Annotated in this window: 22 protein-coding genes; 8 read left to right on the forward strand and 14 right to left on the reverse strand. The window is 68.9% G+C overall.

Going from position 1 to position 21238, the window contains the following annotated elements; all coding sequences use genetic code 11:
- Positions 1-165 precede the first annotated feature (165 nt).
- Positions 166-504, forward strand: coding sequence for a hypothetical protein (locus tag ACFOYY_RS30850; protein WP_352011763.1), 339 nt, complete (start codon positions 166-168; stop codon positions 502-504).
- Between the two features lie 189 nt (positions 505-693).
- Here the strand turns inward: ACFOYY_RS30850 and ACFOYY_RS30855 are convergent, their stop codons facing one another.
- From ACFOYY_RS30855 to ACFOYY_RS30880, 6 genes are read right to left on the reverse strand one after another with little or no spacing between them, the layout of a single operon-like run.
- Positions 694-1668 (reverse strand): M24 family metallopeptidase, encoded by a 975-nt coding sequence (locus tag ACFOYY_RS30855; protein ID WP_352011764.1) that lies wholly within the window; start codon positions 1666-1668, stop codon positions 694-696.
- A 7-nt stretch (positions 1669-1675) separates the two neighbouring features.
- A complete protein-coding gene (locus ACFOYY_RS30860) occupies positions 1676-2602 on the reverse strand; it encodes an ABC transporter ATP-binding protein (protein WP_362914783.1) in 927 nt (308 codons plus the stop codon).
- Complete coding sequence (locus tag ACFOYY_RS30865; RefSeq protein WP_352011766.1) at positions 2599-3369, reverse strand: ABC transporter ATP-binding protein; 771 nt, start codon at positions 3367-3369, stop codon at positions 2599-2601. Before ACFOYY_RS30865 ends, ACFOYY_RS30860 begins: the two co-directional genes overlap by 4 nt.
- A complete protein-coding gene (locus ACFOYY_RS30870; RefSeq protein ID WP_352011767.1) occupies positions 3366-4205 on the reverse strand; it encodes an ABC transporter permease in 840 nt (279 codons plus the stop codon). Before ACFOYY_RS30870 ends, ACFOYY_RS30865 begins: the two co-directional genes overlap by 4 nt.
- Positions 4202-5347: an ABC transporter permease gene (locus ACFOYY_RS30875; RefSeq protein ID WP_386194520.1), complete on the reverse strand. Its 1146-nt coding sequence runs from the start codon at positions 5345-5347 to the stop codon at positions 4202-4204. The genes ACFOYY_RS30870 and ACFOYY_RS30875 overlap by 4 nt, the downstream gene beginning before the upstream one ends.
- Positions 5322-6932 (reverse strand): ABC transporter substrate-binding protein, encoded by a 1611-nt coding sequence (locus ACFOYY_RS30880; protein WP_352011769.1) that lies wholly within the window; start codon positions 6930-6932, stop codon positions 5322-5324. Before ACFOYY_RS30880 ends, ACFOYY_RS30875 begins: the two co-directional genes overlap by 26 nt.
- A 121-nt stretch (positions 6933-7053) precedes the next feature.
- On the opposite strand from ACFOYY_RS30880, the gene ACFOYY_RS30885 reads away from it, so the two are divergent.
- Complete coding sequence (locus tag ACFOYY_RS30885) at positions 7054-7692, forward strand: Lrp/AsnC family transcriptional regulator (protein ID WP_352011770.1); 639 nt, start codon at positions 7054-7056, stop codon at positions 7690-7692.
- A gap of 34 nt (positions 7693-7726) precedes the next feature.
- Here the strand turns inward: ACFOYY_RS30885 and ACFOYY_RS30890 are convergent, their stop codons facing one another.
- The 4 genes from ACFOYY_RS30890 to vanY-N form a co-directional block, all read right to left on the reverse strand.
- On the reverse strand, positions 7727-8080 hold the full coding sequence (locus tag ACFOYY_RS30890; RefSeq protein ID WP_352011771.1) for a hypothetical protein: 354 nt from the start codon (positions 8078-8080) through the stop codon (positions 7727-7729).
- A 198-nt stretch (positions 8081-8278) separates the two neighbouring features.
- Complete coding sequence (locus tag ACFOYY_RS30895; protein ID WP_386194524.1) at positions 8279-9049, reverse strand: MgtC/SapB family protein; 771 nt, start codon at positions 9047-9049, stop codon at positions 8279-8281.
- A 32-nt stretch (positions 9050-9081) separates the two neighbouring features.
- Complete coding sequence (locus ACFOYY_RS30900) at positions 9082-10323, reverse strand: serine hydrolase domain-containing protein (RefSeq protein ID WP_386194527.1); 1242 nt, start codon at positions 10321-10323, stop codon at positions 9082-9084.
- A 59-nt stretch (positions 10324-10382) separates the two neighbouring features.
- Entirely contained in the window at positions 10383-11027 is a 645-nt protein-coding gene (gene vanY-N / locus ACFOYY_RS30905) for a D,D-peptidase/D,D-carboxypeptidase VanY-N (RefSeq protein ID WP_352011774.1), read from the reverse strand.
- Positions 11028-11214: 187 nt separating this feature from the next.
- Between vanY-N and ACFOYY_RS30910 the strand changes: the two genes are divergently transcribed.
- The 3 genes from ACFOYY_RS30910 to ACFOYY_RS30920 all read left to right on the forward strand — a co-directional run bounded on the left by ACFOYY_RS30910 (position 11215) and on the right by ACFOYY_RS30920 (position 13936).
- A complete protein-coding gene (locus ACFOYY_RS30910; RefSeq protein ID WP_352012080.1) occupies positions 11215-11889 on the forward strand; it encodes a response regulator transcription factor in 675 nt (224 codons plus the stop codon).
- A complete protein-coding gene (locus ACFOYY_RS30915; RefSeq protein ID WP_386194530.1) occupies positions 11886-13361 on the forward strand; it encodes an ATP-binding protein in 1476 nt (491 codons plus the stop codon). Before ACFOYY_RS30910 ends, ACFOYY_RS30915 begins: the two co-directional genes overlap by 4 nt.
- A gap of 158 nt (positions 13362-13519) precedes the next feature.
- The gene (locus ACFOYY_RS30920) at positions 13520-13936 is read left to right on the forward strand and encodes a GerMN domain-containing protein (protein WP_386194532.1); all 417 of its coding nucleotides are present in this window, start codon (positions 13520-13522) and stop codon (positions 13934-13936) included.
- A gap of 177 nt (positions 13937-14113) precedes the next feature.
- Here the strand turns inward: ACFOYY_RS30920 and ACFOYY_RS30925 are convergent, their stop codons facing one another.
- Positions 14114-14560, reverse strand: a complete 447-nt coding sequence (locus ACFOYY_RS30925; RefSeq protein WP_386194534.1) for an ATP-binding protein — start codon at positions 14558-14560, stop codon at positions 14114-14116.
- A 455-nt stretch (positions 14561-15015) separates the two neighbouring features.
- On the opposite strand from ACFOYY_RS30925, the gene ACFOYY_RS30930 reads away from it, so the two are divergent.
- The 3 genes from ACFOYY_RS30930 to ACFOYY_RS30940 all read left to right on the forward strand — a co-directional run bounded on the left by ACFOYY_RS30930 (position 15016) and on the right by ACFOYY_RS30940 (position 17658).
- Entirely contained in the window at positions 15016-15474 is a 459-nt protein-coding gene (locus ACFOYY_RS30930; RefSeq protein WP_386194616.1) for a DUF5753 domain-containing protein, read from the forward strand.
- The gene (locus ACFOYY_RS30935) at positions 15465-15689 is read left to right on the forward strand and encodes a DUF397 domain-containing protein (RefSeq protein WP_386194536.1); all 225 of its coding nucleotides are present in this window, start codon (positions 15465-15467) and stop codon (positions 15687-15689) included. The genes ACFOYY_RS30930 and ACFOYY_RS30935 overlap by 10 nt, the downstream gene beginning before the upstream one ends.
- A 253-nt stretch (positions 15690-15942) precedes the next feature.
- Positions 15943-17658 (forward strand): hypothetical protein, encoded by a 1716-nt coding sequence (locus ACFOYY_RS30940; protein WP_386194538.1) that lies wholly within the window; start codon positions 15943-15945, stop codon positions 17656-17658.
- Positions 17659-17907: 249 nt separating this feature from the next.
- Here ACFOYY_RS30940 and ACFOYY_RS30945 read toward each other — a convergent pair whose 3' ends face one another.
- The 3 genes from ACFOYY_RS30945 to ACFOYY_RS30955 all read right to left on the reverse strand — a co-directional run bounded on the left by ACFOYY_RS30945 (position 17908) and on the right by ACFOYY_RS30955 (position 20803).
- Positions 17908-18237: a hypothetical protein gene (locus tag ACFOYY_RS30945; protein WP_386194541.1), complete on the reverse strand. Its 330-nt coding sequence runs from the start codon at positions 18235-18237 to the stop codon at positions 17908-17910.
- Positions 18238-18845: 608 nt separating this feature from the next.
- Positions 18846-19202, reverse strand: a complete 357-nt coding sequence (locus ACFOYY_RS30950) for a hypothetical protein (RefSeq protein ID WP_386194544.1) — start codon at positions 19200-19202, stop codon at positions 18846-18848.
- Positions 19203-19480: 278 nt separating this feature from the next.
- A complete protein-coding gene (locus ACFOYY_RS30955) occupies positions 19481-20803 on the reverse strand; it encodes an MFS transporter (RefSeq protein WP_386194547.1) in 1323 nt (440 codons plus the stop codon).
- Positions 20804-21238 lie beyond the last annotated feature (435 nt).

A 21238-nucleotide genomic window follows, 5' to 3' on the forward strand; every position in this document is an offset into this window, starting at 1 on the left:
GTTTTCGGGCAGCCGGAAAATCCGGAACTGCCGGAGGCGTTCGGTTTATACGGCCCCGGGGGCGGTCGCGGATATTTCGAATCGCCGAACAAGCCAAGAAAGCGTGGCAACGACGGTTTTCCCGTCATTCCACCACAACAAGTACGAATCTCTTCAGGAGGACTCATGAGCAAACTGAGCGCGTCCGCGCTGGCACTGTTCGCCGCGGCCGGGCTGAGCCTGGCGGCCGTTCCGGCGGCGCAGGCCCAGTCCGCCGCCCAGCCGGCAGGCGTGACCGCGCAGGTGCTGGGCAACGCGCCCTCCTGCGTCACCGTCTGGCAGAAGACAGGCAGGATCACCAAGACCGGCTACGCCCGCAACGACTGCAGAGGCCGCACCCTCAACCTCAAGATCGTGTGGGCGCACGGCGCGGACGGCTCCTGCCAGACCGTGAGGCCGGGCGGGACCATCAGCAGCAAGGTCGCGCGGGGCGGCCGCACATTCGACGGCGCGAACATCTGCTGAACCGAAGGCGCGGGGCCCCTCCGGAACCACTCCGGAGAAAGGCGGTGAGATCCCGCCCGGTCGTCCCGGCCGGGCGGGATCTCCAGGGAGGCCGCCGGACGAGGGACGTGGTGACACGAGGACGGGGGCCGGTCATGGCCCGCCACGGTGGCGGGCCATGACCCACGGCGTCCTCCTCCGGCAGGAGGGTCAGTGGTCGATGACGTGGAAGGCCGGGGAGGTCGTGGTGAGGCGGGTGGCGCCCTGGGGGGCGCAGACCGCGATGTCGGCCACCCTCGCGCCGAACAGCTCCGGCAGGTAGATCGACGGCTCCAGGCACACCGTCATGCCGGAGGTCAGTACGGTCTCGTCGCCGGGGACGAGCCAGGGGGCCTCGTCGGGGCCGAGGCCGATGCCTCGTCCTGGGCGTGGCCCGGCGTAGTTGCCGTAGCCGCTGCCCTCGATCACCTCCCGCGCGATCCGCCCGACCTCCGCCGCCGTCACGCCGGGCCGCAGCGCGTCCAGGGCGGCGTGTTGCGCGGCGAGGACGACCGAGTACATCGCCTCGAAGTCCTCCGGCGGCTCGGCGACCGCGAACACGCGGGCCACCTCGGAGCAGTAGCCGCCCCACCTGCCGCAGACCGAGACCAGCAGCGCGTCGCCCGGGTTGATCACCCGGTCGCACGGCACGTGCCGGGGCAGGGCGGTGTGCTCACCGGCGGCGACGAGCACCGACAGCACCTCCTCGCACCCCGTCTCGACCATCATGGCCCACAGCCTGCGCGCCATCGCTCGCTCGGTGGTGCCGAACCACGCCAGCTCGCGGGCCATGAGCAGGACGGCGTCCGCCGCCGAGGCCGCGCGTTCCGTCGCCGCGACCTCGGCGGGACCTCTGCGCGACCTGAGCGGGGCCAGCACGGCCGAGGCCAGCACGACCTCGGCCTCGACGCGCAGGGAGAACAGCTCCCACGCGCGCATCTCCGGGTCCACGCCGACGCGGCGCGCCGAGGGCGGGATGAGCGCCGCGGCCTCCAGCGGCTCCGCCGCGGCGGTGGGCGGACGGTCATGGGTCAGGACGAGGTATCCGTCGCCCTGGCCGCCCAGATAGCGGAAGTCGGGGGAGGGGCGCAGCACCAGGGCGTCGATCCCCTCCTCGGCCATCCTGAGCCGCACCTCGTCGATCATGCGGCGGTCACGCGGGCTCGTGCAGCCAGCAGGCGACCGGTCCGAAGGCCGGTTCGCGCTCCCGGCACACGTCCATCGCCACCGGGCAGCGCGGATGGAAGCGGCACCCCGGCGGCGGGGCGGCCGGGTCGGGCACGTCACCGGGCAGCTCCGCGGGCAGCGTGCCCGCGCCGTCGGGGGCGGGGATGGCGCTCAGCAGGGCCCGGGTGTAGGGGTGGCGGGGGTCGTTCCACACCTCCTCGGTACGGCCCACCTCCACGATCTTCCCGAGGTACATCACCGCGATCCGGTCGGCGATCAGCCGTACCACCGACAGGTCGTGACTGATGAACAGCAGGCCCGCGCCCGAGGAGACCGCGAGGTCGCGCATCAGCCTGGCCACCTGCGCCTGCGCCGAGGCGTCGAGGGCGGAGATGGGCTCGTCGCCGATCAGCAGGGACGGCCTGGCGGCCAGGGCCCTGGCGATCGCGATCCGCTGCCGCTGCCCGCCGGAGAACTCGTGCGGGTGCCGCCCGGCGAAGTCGCGGGGCAGCCCGACCCGTTCGAGCATGTCGGCGGGGGAGGAGGCGGTGTCGCGCCCGGTGCGCAGGCCGTCGGCGATCTGGGCGCCGACCCGGCGCCGGGGGTTCAGCGACGAGTAGGGGTCCTGGAAGACCATCTGGACGCCGGACAGCGCCGGGTTCCTGCGGCGCAGTCCCAGCGGGGTCACCCGGTGGCCGTCGAAGGTGATCGACCCCGAGGTCACGGGGTTGAGCCCGCACACCGCGCGGGCCAGTGTCGACTTGCCGCAGCCGGACTCCCCGACCAGGCCGACGACCTCGCCCGCCGCGACGCTCAGGCTCGCCCCGGCCACGGCACGGACCAGGGGACGGCCGGGGGTGCGGTGTTCGACGACCAGGTCGTCCACGGTCAGCAGCGTCGTGCTCTCCGTCATGCCTTCTCCCCGGGCAGCGAGTCCAGCAGGGCACGGGTGTAGGGGTGCTCGGGATCGCGGAGCACCCGCCCGCGCGGGCCCGTCTCGACGACCAGGCCCTCCTTCATCACGCTCACCTCGTCGGCGACCGCCGACATCACGCCGAGGTCGTGGGTGACGAGCAGTACGGCCAGCCCCAGGTCGTCGCAGAGGCCGCGCAGCAGCCGCAGCACCCCGGCCTGGACCGTCACGTCGAGGGCGGTCGTCGGTTCGTCGGCGATGAGCACCTTGGGCGAGCAGGCCAGCGCGATGGCGATCGCGATGCGCTGGCGCATGCCGCCGGAGAACTGGTGCGGGTAGCGGTCGATCGCCGACTCCGGGCCGGGGATGCGCACCTGCCCGAGCAGTTCGATCGCCCTGGCCCTGGCCTGCTTCCTGTCCAGGCGCAGGTGGTGACGCATGTGCTCGGTGAGCTGGCGGCCGATCGACAGCATCGGGTGCATGCTCGTCGCCGGGTCCTGGAAGACCATGGCGACCTCGCCGCCGCGCACCGTGTTGAGCTCCTTGGCCGACATGCCCAGCAGGTCGCGCTCGCCGAGGGCGATCCGGCCGGTGGCCCTGGCGCCGTGCGGGAGCAGGCCGAGCACGGCCAGGCCGGTCATCGTCTTGCCCGAGCCGCTCTCGCCCGCCAGGCCGTGCACACGCCCCGGCTGCAGGTCGAGGTCGACGCCCCGCAGGATCTCCCGGTCGCCGACGGCGACCTTCAGACCGGAGATGGTGAGGGTCATAGCGCACGCTCCTTGATGGCGCGGGCCGTACGGGGGTCCAGGGCGTCGCGCAGCGTGTCGCCGAGGAAGTTGAAGGCCAGGACGACGGTCAGGATGGCCAGGCCCGGGAAGGTCGCCACCCACCAGCTGTCGAAGACCTCCACGCCGGAGGCGACCATGGCGCCCCACTCGGGGGAGGGCGGCTTGGCGCCGAGCCCGAGGAAGGACAGGCCGCTCAGCAGCAGCAGCGCGGTGCCGATGTCGAGGGTCGCGAGGACCAGGATCGGGCCGGTGATGTTCGGCAGCACGTCGACGCGCAGGGAGCGCCAGGCGGAGAAGCCCAGCAGCCGCCCGCTGATCACGAACTCCCGCCCGCGCACGCCGAGCACCAGCCCGCGGGTCACCCTGGCGTAGGAGGGCCAGGCGACGACGAGTACGGCGAGCACGGCGTTGGCCAGGCTCGCGCCGAGCGCGGCGGCGACGACCATGGCCAGGATGACGGTGGGGAAGGCGAAGACGAGGTCGGCGAACCGCATGATCGTCTCATCAGCCCATTTACCGAAATATCCGGCGCAGGCGCCGAGCAGGCCACCGACCAGCACCGAGAGCGTGACCAGCAGCAGCGTCAGCGGGATCGACAGGCGCGCGCCGTACATGACCCTGCTCAGGATGTCGCGGCCGAGCTGGTCGGTGCCGAACCAGTGCCCGGGGCCGGGCGGGGCCAGCCTGGGCAGGTCCTGGGCGAGCGGGTCGTGCGGCGCCAGCAGCGGGGCGGCCACCGTGATCACGATCCAGGCGAGCGCCACAACCCCGCCGACGATCGCCAGCGGCTGCCGCCAGGCTTGGGGGAGTTTCACGTGAGTCTCACTCTGGGGTCGATGACGCCGTACAGCACGTCGACGATCAGGTTGATGACGAGGTAGACCGCGCCGATGACCAGACCGACGCCCATCACGGCGGGCAGGTCGAGGCCGGTCGCGCTCTTGTAGGCGTACTGCCCGACGCCGGGCCAGGCGAAGATCGCCTCGACCAGGACGGTGCCGGACAGCAGGCTGCCGAAGGCCAGGCCCGCGACCGTGATGATCGGCACCAGCGCCGAGCGCAGCACGTAGCGGAACAGGATCACCCGGCCGGGCAGGCCCTTGGCCCGCGCGGCGCGCACGTAGTCCTGACCCATCACCTCCAGCACCGCCGACCTGGTGAAGCGGGTGAGCAGGCCGATCGTGTAGAGGGCGAGCACCAGCGCGGGGGTGGCCAGGTGGCCGATCGCGGAGGAGAACACGTCCCACTGCCCGGCCAGCGCGGCGTCCACCGTGTACAGGCCGGTCACGTGGGGCGGCGCGGTCATGCCGGGGTCGATCCGGCCGCTGCCCGGGGTGATCTGCAGGCGGTAGAAGAAGATGTAGAAGGTCGTCAGCGCCAGCCAGAACGTCGGCACCGAGATGCCGACCAGGCTGAGGACGCGCAGCACGTGGTCGGAGAGCCGGTCACGGCGCAGCGCCGCGATCACGCCGAACGCCACGCCCGCCACGAGGGAGATCAGGATCGCGGTGCCCGCGAGCTCCAGGGTGGCGGGGACGGCCTCGGCCAGGTCGTCGAGCACCGGACGGTGGCTCTGCTGGCTGGTGCCCAGGTCGCCCTGCAGCACGCCCTGCAGGTGCAGCAGGTACTGCTGAGGGAGCGGCTTGTCCAGGCCGTGATCGGCCCGCCACTGCGCCACGATGGCCGGGTCCCCGAGGGCGCGCTGGCCCAGGTTGGCCGCCACCGGGTCGCCGGGGACGAGGTTGGTCAGGACGAAGGTGACCAGCGTGATGCCCACGGCCAGCAGCAGCGCGGTGAGCACCCTGCGGACCAGGAAGCGCACCAGCGGGTTGGGGCCGCCACCCCGGCCCGGGCGGCGCGCGGTCGTACCGGCGCCCCCCGGGCCGGAGGCCACCTTGGCGCCGTCGCGCTCCGGGGTGGCCTCCGGGTCCTTACTTGGCACCGAGGTCGGCGACATCGATGGTCCAGACCGGGTGGAACTCCATGCCGGTGACGGAGGCGGCCGTCACGATGTTCTGGCTCGGCTGGATGAGCGGGATGAACGGGCTTGAGGCGTTCAGCTTCGTCTGGACGTCGACGTAGGCCTGCTTGCGGGCGTCGTCGCCGATCGCGGCCGCGGCCTTGTCACCGGCCGCCTCGATCTCCTTGTCCGCGCCCGCCTTCCAGCCGGCCCGCAGACCGACGGTCTTGCCCGGCAGGAACACCAGGTAGTCGCTGGGGTCGGGGTAGTCCGGACCCCACCACCACAGGCCGAGCTCCTCCTTGCCGTTGCGGTAGTTGTCCAGCGCGGTGGTGACCGGCGAGGGCGCCAGCTCCACGGTGATGCCGACCTCCTTGAGGTTGGCCTGGATGCGCTCGGCGATGCCCTGCAGGGACAGGCCGTTGAGGGTCAGCTCGCTGGGGTACTCCAGCTTGACCTTGGGGTCGGCGACGCCGCTCTCCTTGAGGGCGGCCTTGGCGCCCTCGACGTCGCGCTTGGCGGCCTGGTCGGCGGGGAGCGCGCCCAGGAACATCGAGGGGATGACGCCCGGCGCCTGCACCGAACCCTCACCGGCCAGTTCGAGCAGGCCCGTGTAGTCGATGCCCTTGCGGACGGCCTCGGCGAACTTGGGGTTGGCGGTGATCGCGCTGACCGAGGAGTTCCGGTTGGCCAGCAGGAAGACCACGTTCGCCGACGGCGTCTTGGTGACCTGCAGGGTGCCCGGCAGCCCGTTGACCTGGTCGCCGGACAGGTCGAGCGCGACCTGGCTGTCGCCGCGCGAGACGTTGAGCTTCTGCGTCGCCGACTCGACGTTGCGGATCACGACCTTGTCGTAGACCGGCTTCTTCGGGCCCCAGTACTTGGCGTTGGCCTTGAGCACGACCTGGCTGCTGATGTTCACCGACTCGATCGTGTACGGTCCCGAGCCCAGCGAGGTGGAGTTGAGGTACTGCTCGGCCTTGTCGCCGGGGTCCGCGGTGGCGCCGTGCTCCTTGGCGACCTTGGAGTTGATGATGCCCAGCGCGGGGTTGGGCAGGATGTACGGCAGCGCCGGGTTGGGGTTCTTCGAGGTCAGGGTGACCGTCGTCTCGTCGGTCTTTTCGACCTCGACCCCGTCGAGCAGGAAGGACGGGGTGCCCTTCATGTCGCGCACCCGGTTGAGGGAGAAGACGACGTCGTCCGCGGTGACAGGGGAGCCGTCGGCGAAGGTGGCGCCCTGGTGGAGCTTGAGGGTCAGCTTCTTGCCGTCCGCCGACAGCTCGTAGGAGTCGGCGAGGGAGGGCACCGGCTTGGTGACGTCGGAGCCGTCGAAGGTCAGCAGGGTGTCGTAGGCGGCCTTGCCGACGGTCAGGCCGGTCGGCTCGTAGGTGCGCCCCGGGTCGGCCGTCTTGAGGTTGAAGGACGTGTCGACCACGAGCGTCTTGGCGGCGGTGCCGCCGCCTGTCTGCGACGCGGGGGTGGACGAGCCGCCGCTGGAGCAGGCGGCAAGGGCGAGGGCGCCGGTGAGCAGCACCGGCAGCAGCGCCGCCTTCGCCGTGGGGCGCCGGGAACGGATCGCCATTTTTGTGTCCTCCGAAAAGGGGCCGTGGTGGACGTTTGGTGGTCGATCGTCCAGGATTGACAGGCAGAAAGTCCAGGTCATGGCAGTAAACTGAGACAAATCCGACCCGAAGGGTATGATCATGACCGAAACGTCAAGGAACATGTCTCCAGATGGCGGTCAGGCTGGACGGATCGGTATCGGCCTTGACCTCGACGCGACGCACCTGAGAATTCTGGAGGTCCTGAGGGAGAACGGCAGGATCTCCGTGGCCGCCCTGGCCGAGCGCGTCGGCATCTCCAGGGCGAACGCCTACACCCGTTTCGAGGCGCTGCGCGCCGACGGCGCGATCAGGCGTTTCACCGCGGAGATCGACCACGTCCGCGCCGGTCTCGGCATCACGGCGCTGATCTTCGTCACCGTCAGGCAGCAGATGTGGCGCCAGTTCCGCGCCCAGCTCGCCCACATGCCCGAGGTCGAGTACTGCGCGGTCACCACAGGCCAGCACGACGCGATGATCCAGGTCCGCATGACGGACGTGGCCGCCGTGCACACGATGGTGACCGAAAGGCTGGCCAGCATCCCCGCCGTCAAGGCGACCGAAACCGTCTTCATCCTCGACGAGGTCATCAGACGGCCCTACGTCCTGCCGAGCGACCGGGGCCCGGCGTGGTCGACCCGCCGCCCGGCCCCCGATCCGGCGGGCGGCGAGGTCCCCCTGGGCAAGATGCGTTTCGTGGGCGCGGCGGAGGGCCGCGCCCAGCTGCAGCGCGACGTCTGACCCGGTTCTCGGCCGGCCAGAGGTCAGAAGGCGGTCAGGCGACCTCGGCGCACACGCTCACGTGCACCGTGTCGTCCCCGGCGAACTGGAACTCCTCGACCAGGCGCAGCCGCCCGTCGGCGAGCGGCTCGATCCGGCTTCCGCTTTTGCCGCTCGCGCGTTCGCCGTTCTTGAGCAGGTGCACGTAGGTCAGCTCGATCCGGTCGCCGTCCCGGACACCGACGAACCGCCCGGTGACCACGGTGTCGCCGGTGTAGTCGCCCCAGATGAGGCCGTCGGACTCCTGGTAGGTGAACGAGGTCGGCCCGTCCGGGTCAACGGCGCTCGCGGTCGAGCTGACCATGACGAACCTGCGGCCGTCGAGATTGAGAAGGTTGTTGTCATCCACGGTCCGCATGGTGCCGTTCCGTCCGCCGTACGCAACCCGGGCTGGACGTTTCTCCCGGAGGAGGAGGAACAGGATGGTGATCCGTCCAGCGGGAGGGGTCCCTCACGTCCCACGCCGAGATCCGGCGGCCGGGTGCTTCGAGCGCCGGAGAGGCCGGGCCGTACGGCCACGCCCCGCGCCGGGATCCGGCGTGACGGCTCAGTCGGTGCTTGAGGCGCCCTCGCGGGAGCTGACACCGACGACGTCGGGCATCTCCCCGAGGGCGGCGGTCAGCTCGGGGATCGACCCCTTGCCCTCCAGGACGAGCGTCACCGCGACGGTCCGCCGCGGGGGCCGCGGCTCGCGGTCACGCCCGTGATCACGACCGCGGCCGTGTCCCGGCTCCGCCGTCTCACCGGGCACCTCACGCTCGACGGAGACCTCGGCCACCACGAAGTCCCGCTGGGTGCACTCCACCAGCACCCGGCGCAGCGCCCCGGTCCCGTCGAGGTAGACGATGCGCAGCTGGATCGGCGCTCGCCGCGACAGCGGCAACCTGCGGCCCAGCGCGTTGAGGCCGTAGACGGTGAGGAAGTGGCAGGCGGTCACGGCCACGGCGAGCACCGGCAGCCCGCCCCCGCAGGCCATCCCCACCGCCGCGGTGACCCACACGACCGCGGCGGTGGTCAGCCCCCGTACGGCGTCGCGCCGCACGAAGATCAGGCCGCCTCCGATGAACCCGATGCCCGAGACGATCTGCGCGGCCACCCGCGAGGGGTCGAGGGAGACGTGCGCGCCGGGCACGTCGCTGAAGCCGTACTTGCTGACCAGCATGAACAGCGCCGCGCCCAGGCCGACGAGCGTGTGGGTGCGCAGCCCGGCGCTCTTGTTACGGGCCTCGCGCTCCAGCCCGATGGCGAAGGAGAGCACCAGCGCCAGCACGAGCTCGGCGATCTGTGGCAACCCCTGACCGGGCGACAACGTGATCACCTGAGGGTTCTACCCACTTATCGGTGACGGGGTCAGCCACCCTCGCCGTCACCGGGAGAGGCCCCGGTGACGGCCTGTATCTCCCGCTGGATGATCTCCTGGAACGGCGCTCCGTCGTGGTTGCCGAGGACGACGCCGACCCAGCCGGTGTACGGATAGATGTTCCAGCTGGCGAAGCTGCCGGGATTGACACCGGCACGACCGAACACCCACTGACCGCCGACGATCGCGACCGGCATCGAGTAGGCCCCGAAGGCGTCCTTGCCGAGAGGGACCTTGGCTCCGGTGAGGATCTCGGAGTGGGGCCGGTCCAGCAGGGTGCCGTCGCCCAGCGCGTGCGCGAACCGGACAAGATCCGGCGCGGTGGCGAAACCGCCGTCCCCGGGGGCGTCGACGAAGAGGCGGCCCGGGTTCTTGCCCAGCTGGTACGGGTCGGGGCTGCCCTTGTCCAGGTTGCGGACGGCGTCCACCACACCGCCGTCGGCCTGCCGCATGTACGAGTGCGCGATGTGCTCGTCGGTGAGCCACTGCGGCCTGGTGAAGAACGCCGTGCCGGTCATGCCGCAGCGCCGGAAGACGTGCTCCTCGACGTGGTCCCAGTACGTCCTGCCGGTCACGGCCTCCACGATCAGCGCGGGGATGGCGACCTCGGCCCCGGCGTGGTCGGTCGGCGTGCCGGGGGGAGCCACCTGCTTCGCGCGCCGGGCCCACTGCTCGTAGAACTCGTGCACCTCCTCCCGGCTCTGGAAGACACGCTGCAGGTCCTCCTCCGGGGAGTTCAGCCCGGAGGTGCCGGAGAGCAGGTGGTGGACGGTCACCCGCTCGGCGATCTCCTTGGGGAAGCCCGTCAGGTAGGTGCCCACCGTGTCCGACAGCTTCACCTTTCCCTGCTGCACCAGCTGCAGGACGGCCACCGCGCCGAACGGCTTGCCCGCCGAGCTGAGGTTGAACGCGACGCCCCTGTGGTTGGGGATCCCCTTCTCCCTGTCGGCCATGCCGTAGCCGCGGGAGAGCACGGTCCGGCCCCGGTGCGAGAGCAGTACCACGCCGGAGAACCTGCCTTCGGCGGCCAGTTTCGCCACGTACCGGTCGTAGGCCCCGCCGGGCCGGGTGTCCGGCGGGATCACGTCACGGGCGGCCGGGGGAGCGTCACGGGTGGCCGGGAGAGGGGAGGGGCGGCCGAGGTGGGCGCCGACCAGCGGCGCGCCGGCCGCCAATCCGCCCCACCTGAGCAGCCGTCGCCGGTCGACACCGCGTACGGAGTCCGAATCCATGATCATGAACCTTTCTTGATCGACGAACCGTGGGTTTTCCGACACGCCGGGCCTCGGGCTCAGGAAGCCGGCGCGAGCCTGCGGGGGGAGGACACCGTGGCGGAGATCGCGACAGCCCGGTCACCCCAGACGTCGAACGGCTCGTCCGTCCGGTATCCGGGGAACACGCCGGGATGGGGCAGCCGCCGGGGCGGCACGCCTTCGCGGTCCGGGCGGTACTCGAAGTGCCACCACTCGTTGTCGTAGACGCGGTAGAGGTCGTGGCGGGCGCCGTGCTCCTCAAGCCATCGCGCGCCCTCGTGCGGGCGCACGTCCAGCGCGAGGCCCTTGACGTGGCTGGACTCCGCCGGCGGCAGCACGAGCATCCGGGCCAGGGCCGGGGAGCCGGAGCGACGCACCTCCTCGTCGAACATCCGCTGCTGGACGGCGGGGTCGCGGTACCCCGAGGTGAGGCCGATGAGCTGGCCGTGCCGCCAGAACGCCTCGGTGCGCGCCGCGGTGAACGCCGCCAGGGCGCCGTCGGTGAGCCCGGTCAGATCCTCGGCGGGGAAGCGCATCCGCAGCGCCCAGCGGCAGGCCAGTTCGAGGGCGCGGCCAGGACGGCAGGCGAGCGCCACGGGCAGCAGGAGTACGGCGAGCACCAGCGTGACCACGGCGAACAGCCGGTCTCGGGGCCGAGAGGGGATGGTGCGTGGTTCATTCATGGCGATTACGATTGGCGCCAAATGTGTGTGCTTTGTCTGCCGTATGTCACCGTTTCTCGACGGCGATCGTCGGCACGACCGTGACACAACCAAGACATCGCGCGGACGGGGCGGTGACAGGGCCGGTCGACAGTGGACGGAGTCGACCGGCGGACAAGGTACGGAGCGTGCGGTGAAACCCGGCAACGTGTCACGAGTGCTGTTGATCGAGGACGATCCGGCCGTGAGGGAGAGCCTTGAGCTGGCCCTGACCCGGCACGGACACCGGGTGCGCGGGGTGGAGTCCGGCGAGCAGGGGCTGGAGTGGCTGCGCGCGGACCTTCCCGACGTCGTCGTGCTCGACCTGATGTTGCCTGGAATGGATGGGTTCGAGGTCTGCCGCCGCATCCGGGCCGCCAGGGAGATACCGATCATCATGCTGACCGCGCGCGGCGACGACATCGACGTGGTGGCCGGGCTTGAGGCGGGCGCCGACGACTACGTGGTCAAGCCGGTGCAGCCCAGGGTGCTCGAAGCGCGCATCCGCGCGGTGCTCCGGCGGGTCGGCCGCGACCAGGCCGAACTTGAGCGGTACGGGGACCTGACCATCGACCGGGCCTCCCTGGTGGTCTCCAAACGAGGCACGCAGGTCGGCCTCACCCCGACCGAGATGCGCCTGCTGCTCGAACTCTCCGGCACACCGGGCCGGGTGCACAGCCGCCAGCAGCTGCTGGAGTCGGTGTGGGAACACGGGTACTTCGGCGACTCACGACTCGTGGACGCGTGCGTGCAGCGGTTGCGCGCGAAGATCGAGGACGACTCGGCGGCGCCCGTCTACGTGCAGACGGTCCGTGGGTTCGGGTACCGGTTCGGCCCGGTGTGACACTCCGGCTGAACCTGGGACTGCGCGCCCGGCTGCTGGCCGCGTTCGCGCTGCTGTGCGTGGTCACCGCGGCCTCGGTCGCCGGAGGGATGTACGTCGTGGCCCGCAACGAGATCCTGGAGCGGACCCAGAACGCCGCGGTCGAGGCGATGAGAGACCGCCTGCAGGCGCTCTTCCCGTTGCGGGACCCGACGCCGGGCCCGGACGAACTCAGCGAGATCGTCAGCGTCGTGGCGGAAAGGAACAGCGACGCGGTCGCCGTCTACCACGGGACACGCTCGCCCGCCGGCCCCGCCCGGCCCTGCCTGCCCTTCGGCCGCCCGTGCAGGCAGGGTCTGGCCCCCGGGACGATCCCCGGCGAGCTGCGGCGGGCGGTGGCCGACGGCGTCATCGCGTGGCAACGCGTGGTGTGGGAGGACGGACCCTATCTGATCATCGGCACGCCGTTGCTGATCGTCGAGGAAGATCGGTCGACCCGGGCGTCCGGCATCGAGGTCTACGTCGCGCGCAGCCTGGCCTCCGAACAGCGCGCCATCGACAACCTCGCCGTGCTCGCCTGGCTCATGGGCGGGGTGGCCCTGGCGTTCGCGGTCGTTCTGACGGCGTTGGCCACCCGTGGTGTGCTGCGCCCGGTGCGCGAACTCGGCCGGGCGGCGCGGCTGCTGGGCGAGGGCGAGCTGCGGACCAGGATCGCGGTGCGCGGCTCCGACGAACTGGCCGAGGTGGCACGCACGTTCAACGACACCGCCGCCGAGCTGGAACGACACGTCGAACAGCTCCGTGAGATGGAGGCCGACGCCCGCCGGTTCGTGGCCGACGTCTCCCACGAACTGCGCACCCCGCTGGCCGCGCTCACCGCGGTCGCCGAGGTCCTGGACGAGGAGGCGGCCGAACTGCCCGAACACGCGGGCAGAGCCGCCAGGCTGGTCAGCCAGGAGACGCTCAACCTCACCGCCCTGGTGAACGACCTCATCGAGATCAGCAGGTTCGACTCCGGCGTCGCGGCCCTCGCGCTGAACGAGGTCGACGTGGCCGAGCTGGTACGTGCGACCCTGCGCACCCGGGGCTGGTCGGAACAGGTGAGCACCGAGTTCCCACCCGGGGTGACGGCGCGGCTGGACCCGCGCAGGGCGGACGTCATCCTCGCGAACCTGGTCGGCAACGCCCTGCGGCACGGCGAACCCCCGGTGTCGGTACGGCTGCGCGCCGACCCGCACTGGATCACCGTCGAGGTCCGCGACCACGGGCCGGGGCTGGACGAGGCGGTGCTGCCGCACGTGTTCGACCGGTTCTACAAGGCCAGCGCCGCCAGGGCCAGATCCGAGGGCAGCGGCCTGGGCCTGGCCATCGCGAGGGAGAACGCGCGCCTGCACCACGGCGACATCACCGTCACCAACGCTCCTGACGGCGGCGCCGTGTTCACCCTGCGCCTGCCACGTGGGGAACAAAACCCGGAAGGAGGTCCCGAATGAGGGCTGCCACACCGGGCGCACGTCCGGGCCGAGGGTCCCGAACGGGGACCGTTACGCCGGGCACCCGCTCGGGACAGGGGTTCCGAGCGAGGGCCGGGATCGCCCGCCGCGCGCTCGCCGCGGGTCTCGTGTCGCTCGTCGCCGTGGCCGGTTGCGGTGTGCGCCCCAGCGACGGCGCCATCGACGCGGGCGAGCCGCCGCGCGGAGTCGTCGCGCCCGGCTGGAAGATCACCCTCTACCTGGTGAGGGACGGCAGGCTCAGCGCGGTGACACGGCCCAGCGACCGGCCGGTGTTCCGGAAGGACACGCTCGCGCTGCTGGCGGCCGGACCCACCGTGATGGAACGGTCGGACGGGCTCACCACCGACGTCCCACCCGGGGCCGCCCCGTTCTCGGTCACCACCAAGCGGGCGGGCCACCTGGTGGTGACCCTGTCCACCCCGGCCGGTGAGCTTTCCCGACTGGCCGTCGAACAGATCGTGTGCACGACCGCCGCCACGCTGCGGGAAAGCCCCGCCCAGATCACGGTCACCGGCGCCAGGAAGAGCATCGATCCCCACGACTGCCCGGCGTGACGCCCGCCTGCTCTGGTGTCCGAGGCCGCACCGGGGATTTTCTTCCCCAAAGGGGCTGGCCCTGAGTTTCGCCATACCGTGGAAAATGATGAATCGCTTTTCATGAGACTGTTGAGGATATCGCTGTGGTGTCCTGAGATGTCGACAGGCCTATTGTGGAAGCTGTCCTTCCTGGCTTCAGGGCCACGCCACGAGTTCGAACCAGACGGATTTGCCGTAGGGGTTGGGGAGCCAGCCCCAGGCGTGGGAGAGCTGCTTGACGACGGTGAGTCCCCTGCCGGAGGCCTCCATGGAGGCCGCGCTCCTGATCTGGGGGACCGCGCTTGAGAAGTCGCAGGCTTCGACCACCATCAGCCTGCCCTCTCTCATGACTGAGACCTGGACGGGACGTGCGGCGGCGTGGACGACGGCATTGGTGACGATCTCCGAGGTGAGGAGTTCGGCGATTTCCGGGATGCCTTCGGCCGCTTTCCAGTCGACGGCGATCTCTCGGACGAACCGGCGGGCGGACGCCACATATCTCGCCTCGCGAGGAATCCACCTCTCGCCCAGTACGGAGAGGGCCAGATCCATTGAGTGGAGACGTTCGCTCGGTGCCACGCTCGTTTCGAGAATCTCTTCCATGGGGTTTCTCTTCCGCTCTCGGTTTTGTATGTTCAGGATGCCGAGCGGTGACTACGCTTGGTGATGAAGCGATTACCAATGTTGAGTTCTGGGATTCAAGGCGCCGTCATTGAATTCCGGCAAGGGGGGCATCGTGGTCAACCTCTACACGCCTCAGGCGATATGGGGCAGGGAGCTGCGTCACTACCGGAAGGCCGCGAATCTCACCCAGGGGCAGCTCGCCGAGCGGATCCACTTCAAGCGAGTCCCTGATCAGCGGGGTCGAGACAGGCCAGCTCCCGGCCAGTCCGGACTTCGCCGAGACGTGCGACAGGGCCCTCGACACGGGCGGAGCCCTCCACCGCCTCCTCGACTGGAGGAAGGGCCAGGTTTTCCCCTCCTGGTTCGGGAAGTGGCGCGACAAGGAGCAGGAAGCGATCACGCTACGTGCCTATGAGCCGCTCGTTTTCCCTGGACTGCTTCAAACGGAGGGCTACGCCCGTGTGCTGCTGCACGGTAACGAGGCGGCTGTGGGAGCTCGTTTGGAGCGCCAGGCCATCCTCGTTCGTGAGGATCCTCGGCCTCCGGTCTTCCGGTGCGTCATCGACGAGGCGATTCTCTACCGTCCAATAGGCGGTTCCGAGGTGATGAGGGCGCAGTTGGAGCACCTCATCTCGGTAGTTACCCCCCGGTTGAGCGTTCAACTGGTTCCGCAGGGGATGCACTCAGGCCTGATGGGAGGGTTCGCGATCGCGACACTAGAGGGAGGAAAGGACGTACTGTATGCCGAGACAGCCGTGCGGGGAATCACCACAAGCGACGAGGAATACGTTGCCGTGGCCGTGGAGCGTTTCGAGGCCATTCGGAGCGAGGCGTTGCCGATAAGTATGTCCATCGATCTCATCCAGAAGGCGGTAGAGGAAAAATGGACTTGAGTGACACCAGGTGGATCAAGTCGAGTCTCTCTGGTGACAACGGCGGGAACTGTGTTGAGGTCGCTGCGTTGAAGGGTGCCGGGCACGCTGATCTGGTCGCTGTGCGTGACTCGAAGGACCCTGAGGGCCCGAAGTTGTTCTTCACTCCTGCTGAGTGGGACGCCTTCCTCAACGGTGTGAAGGCCGGGGAATTCGACTCGTCCCTCGGCGACTGAGAAACCCGAGGTCACTCTTCCGCCCCGGCTCCGCGGCGAACCGCAGGGGCTGGGGCGGGAAACTGGACCAACATCCCGGGCGGAGCCGCACTGTCATCGACGTCTCGTCGAAGGTCACGAAGCCTGACCAGCGGGGTGAAACCCTACGCTCCGTTACGTCCGCCTGTACGGCAGTGCCGGACTAAGATCACTTTCCGTGCTTTCGGATGGTTTCTGGCGTATCACCAGGATTGGGTTAGTAAGCCTGTCCCTTGTGGCGGCGGTCGTGGGCCTGGTGCTCGGCGACGCCTGGCTCTGGGCGGCCGTCGAATGGACGTCGCCGGTCTACGCGAGGTTCTACGTGGACGGCGAGTTCGGCACCGCGACAGTCGTGGCGCTGCTCGTGGCCGCCCTGGTGAAGGCCGCGCTCCTGTGGCTGATCCTGCGTACCCCCGCGCCGGGGCCACTGGACCGCCGGACGAGGGTGTTGCGCCGACTGCTGTATCTGGCGGTGGCGTACTCCCTCGTGTTGTGGATTCCGATCGGGATGTTCCCCGACGCGGTCGATGTGGCGTTCCAGCTCGTACTGTGGACCGCGATCGACGTTCTCTACCTGCTCGTCATCCGCTGGCGATCCCGCATGCTGCGCGTGGTGGCCGCAGTGATATTCGCGGTCGAGCTGGCCGGGATCGCCGACGAACTCCTCGACGAACTCGACCTCCCGGAGATCGGGTCGGGCTACGTTTTCGGATTCGGCATGATGCTGGGCGGAGTGGCGGCGACCGTCATCACGATCGTCGGACAGCGGCGCGACGGCCGGTGGAGCCGCGGTACGCAGATCGCGGGGTGGTTGTCGGTCGGTGACTACGCGCTGATGATCGCGATCAGTGTTCTCTTCCGATGGGACTTCTACGCCAATCCGGTGGCACCGGTTGTAACGGACGTGCTGGAGCTCGTCAGCACCGTGTGGATCGCAGCGACCGCTCGTGAACTGTCCGTTGGGGGCCGGCCGGTGGGCCTTCCGCCCGCGCGGCAGCGAGCGGTCCGCATCGTGGTGGCGGCCATGGTCGTACTGCCGATCATCCTGCTGATCCACCCGGAGCAGACCCCGCATCTCACCTACACCGGCGGGTCGATGGATTGTTATGACCGGCCCAGCTTCGGAGACCTGAAACCCACCGAACGCGACGCCGTGTTCCTGTGCCGGACACGGATCACAGCGGACGGAATGCCACCCCTGTTCCCGGACAGCCTGTCGGACCAGGGAATCCTCGGGTACGGGCGGGCCCTGTGCCGTACGAAGGATCGCGACGAGCAGAAGGCGATCCTGACGCGGGCCGGGAGCGAGCGGCCCGCCTGGGGCGCGGACCCGTGGGACCTCGTCTACATCTGCCCGGAGATCATCGGCGCGACCAATCCCGAGCTGCTGCAGTCGACCAAGGAGACGGAGGATGCGGGCGCCGCCTACGTGGCCGAGGAGAACGCGAAGTGCCGCGACCCGTGGCCCCGGACGAAGGGCGTTGTCCAGGCCACGGCCAAATACTTCCTGTTCGCCGACGGCGACCACGGCTACCTGGTCCACGACCCGAAGGTCGAAGAGGTCGAGAAGGCGGCGGAACAGGCGACGGACAGGCTCTACGACGACAACACTCTCGTCGGGGCGTTCGACAGCGCGGTGCTTGTCGGACACCTCGAAGACGTCATCGATCTGTGCCTCACGGTGAAGGCCTTCCGTACCGCACCACCACAGCGGATAGCCGGATGGGACCAGGTCACCGAGGTACCGGTCGTCAGCCGCAGCGGCCATCTCACCGTGCCGGAGGCGGACGGGGGAGAGGTGGGCGCGGGCGCCCCGATGCCGAACCTGGCGATCGCGGGGAAGGGCCACTACCGGCTCCGGGCCTACATCCGGATGGGCAAAACGGGAGAGGAACACCTGGTCACCGTGTTCCCGGGCACGTCAAGAAAGAAGCTCAAGCTGAAGCCGTGAACGGTGATGGAGCATGCTCTCCCTTTGGATCTGCGTGTCGAATACGGCCACGGCCATCCCGAAATCCAGGGAACCCGCCGACCTGGAACGTTAAGCCGGTTCACGTCGTCGCGGTGAGATCGTCGGCTGTCACTTCCGTACGAGATCGGCCTTGCGGGCCCGGCCCCGGGATCTCTGCAGCCAAACGACTGGAGGCTCCACCGAACAGTACGCCGGTGGAGCCTCCAGAGCTGATGGAACGGCCCGGCGCTACCCCAAATTGCCGAGGGTTTCCTGTGGGCCATCCGCCACGATCGCGCGGAAAGCCTCGATCATGGCCGGCACTCCGCCCTTGGGGACGATCACGAGATCAGAACACCGGAAGAAGACTCCACCGCCGTACTCACCGGTTTCCCTCCAACGGTTCATCACCGTTTCGACCGCACCGAGAGTCATGAAACTCGCACTCCACCGGGTGCCGTCAGGGAGTCGCAACTCGGCATCAACGTCCTCTACGGTCTCCACCAAGTCGTCGGCACCGAGCAGGAAAAGCGCAGTGAACTCAGGTTCCCTGACGACGTGGTAAATGTCATCTTCCACGGGCTCGACGTGACTACCGTCCATAAATCTGCTTCGACCTCGCGATCACCTTGGACTGGTTCTTCTTGTCTGATGTTTCGACAACCATGATCGGCCCCGCATCTTTCGCCGGTCCTCGATTGGCCTGATCTTGGTGTCGGTCTGTCACCCCGACCCGGAGCACCTCGCCTTTTGACACCGGTACGGTACGGCGACCTCATGAGAAGCGGCGGTGACAAGTCCGCCTCGGCGATGATTCCATTGCCGAGGCCGTCGTCACGCATCTCGCCGTCTCTCGGAAGCCGTCTCGGAGACTCGCGAAACCCCCCGGGGAGGGTAAACCCCCATTGCTCGACGGATCGGCTGGAGAGCGCCGGAAAGACATTCCGTCGATTCATGCTGACTTCGGCGGCTGTCGCGGCCCCACCCCCTGCATCGGGCATTCTCGGCTGCGCCCCCACGTGAAAGACATAAGCAGCGGCACCGCGTTGGGAGACGATCCCATAAACGACTCGCTCAGTGCTCCGTCCCCGGGTCGGGGACGGAGCACTGAGCAGTCTATGCCCGGCGGTGAATGATCCGCTGGGTTCTCGTTGGCCTTGTCCTCGGACGGCGCTGCTTCCCAGTCTTTACTGGAAAATCCTCCAGGACTCCCGCTCTATGATTTCCCTGTCCTCTTCAAAGGCTGCCATCTCAGCAGGGGAATCGTCGAAGTAAGCCTCCCAGAAACCCTCCTTGAGCCACCGGGAAGGGCCGATCGTGAGTCCTCCCCGGTCATCGATCTGACTCACCCATATCGAGGGGATGCTGTCTGAACTCGTGGTGAACATTTCCGCTTCAAACAGACCTGGGGATCCGCCGTCGTCATCTACGATCTGTAGCCTGCAGTAGCCGTCGGGGGTGACGCTGATGGAGAGGACGACATATTCTGCCCCGATGGTAAGGTAAGGACTGAATTCCAGCGGCTCTCCGGTCGTTGAACTCATCAGCCTTTGGCATCTGACTATCATCTGACTTGCCTTCCTTGTATTAGTTCCAGGCGACTCGGGTCGACTACGATTTCTTCACCTTGTAGTCATGATCGTAGTTCACCTACCTGTCTTCGAGTTGTAACAGAATTAGACCTCTGTGTGACCGGAGGGGGCGTCGAGTCTGGTCGAATTTTCTTTTATTCGGCGTTCGGGCGAATTCCAGGGCGAATCGGTCTGTTTATTTTAGGATTTTTCCGAACTTGACAGGGTCCGTGTTCATCGATTTGGAACCGCTAACCATCGAGAGGACCGCGGTTCCGGAAGCATCGTCGGCGACTGTTTCTCCGTCGCACCGGGCGAGGCAGGCTGAGGGTGACCAGGACGGCGGCGAAGGCCAGCAGGAGCGCGGCGGCGAGGACCGCGGGGCGCAGGCCGAGAGTGGAGCCGAGAACGCCGCCGAGCAGGCCGCCGAACGGCATGCCGCCCCAGGCGAGGACTCGGTACGCCGCCGTCACCCGGCCGACGAGCGCGTCGGGAATGCGGGCCTGTCGTTCCGACACCGTCACCACGTTCCAGACGACCACCATGAGCCCGTTGAGCGCCAGCAGCACGGCGCCGATGATCGCCGAACCGGTGGCCGCCAGTCCGGCGAAGGCGATGCCGGAGCCTGCGGCGGACCCGGTCAGCAACAGCCGGATCGGAAGCCGCCGGGCCAGTGGTGCGGCCAGTAGGCTGCCGATCACACTGCCGACCGCGCTGCTCGTCAGGAGCAGTCCGTATCCCGTACCACCCAGGCCCAGGCGCTCCTCGGCGAGGAGAACCATCACGCCCCAGGCCGCTGCGCTGCCCACCCCCAGCAGAACCGTGGCGGCGGCCAGGACCCGGACCACCCGGTCACCGCGCAACCAGCGCAGACCCTCGGCCACGCTTCCGAGCAAGGACCGCACCGATGCCCGGTCCGCTGTGGAGGGTGCGGTGCCCGCAGAACGGAATGTTCCGGAGATGCCGGCCAGCAGCGCGACGCCGAGCGCGAAGCTGACCGCGTCGACCGTGAGGGGCAGCGCCGGTGCGGTGGCGAAGAGCGCGGCGCCCGCCGCCGGGCCGGCGAACTGAACGAGCACCGTCGCACTGCCCTGCAGAAGACCGTTGGCGCGGACGAGCGACTCCTGGCCCGCGACCCGAGGGATGACGGCCTGCGCGGCGCTGTCGAAGAAGGTCTGCGCCGTTCCGAGCAGGAACAGAACCGCCAGCATCACCCAGATGTCGCCCACGTCGAAGGCCACCAGCGCGGCCAGGCCACCGACGAGGACGGTCCGTACGATGTCGGCGCGCAGCATCGTCACCCGCCGGTCCCAGCGGTCCACAAGCCCTCCGGCCAACAGCCCGAACACCAGCCATGGCGCCTGCGCCGCCGCCGAGATCCCGGAGACCGCGAGCGGGTCACGGGTGTAGTGGACCGCCAGGAGAGGGAAGGCGCTGAGCATCAGCCCGTCGCCGAGTCCGGAGACCGAGGACGCGGCCCAGAACCGCCAGAAGTCCCAGGGAAGTTCAAGCGGTCCGTCGCGCTGTCTGACCCGTACGCCGTGCTGCGTGGCCGGGGCCGGCCTCCGACCCATGGGTGTTCACCAACCTCCCGTGCGGGAACCGGAGTCGGGAACCAAGTTATCTATTGATGGCGTACATTCAACCTATTTAGCTTCCGTGTGGACTCAATCCATCCACTGGTGGCGTACATTCAATCTGCTTACCCGCGCTGGGTCATTCCGTCTAGAGAACCCTGCCGGTCAGGAGGTTGTGCAACTGTCGGCCGCTTAACCCCGACGAACCTGGAAGGGAGGCGGAACCGGACGCCATCCACGGAGTGCTCCGCCCGCACTGGTGAACGGAGGTCCGACGAGATCGTTTATCTTCTTTCGAAGTGCGGCATTGTAGGACTTCAATTCTTCTCCTTGTCGGCCGAGTAGAGGCTCGTTGACCCTATTCTGGCGAGCCGACCTGCGGGAGGGGCGGTCACGTTTGTCTTCCGCCCCTACGGGAATTCGGTAGCCGCC

The sequence above is a fragment of the Streptosporangium jomthongense genome, assembly GCF_042650425.1.
Taxonomy (GTDB): Bacteria; Actinomycetota; Actinomycetes; order Streptosporangiales; family Streptosporangiaceae; genus Streptosporangium.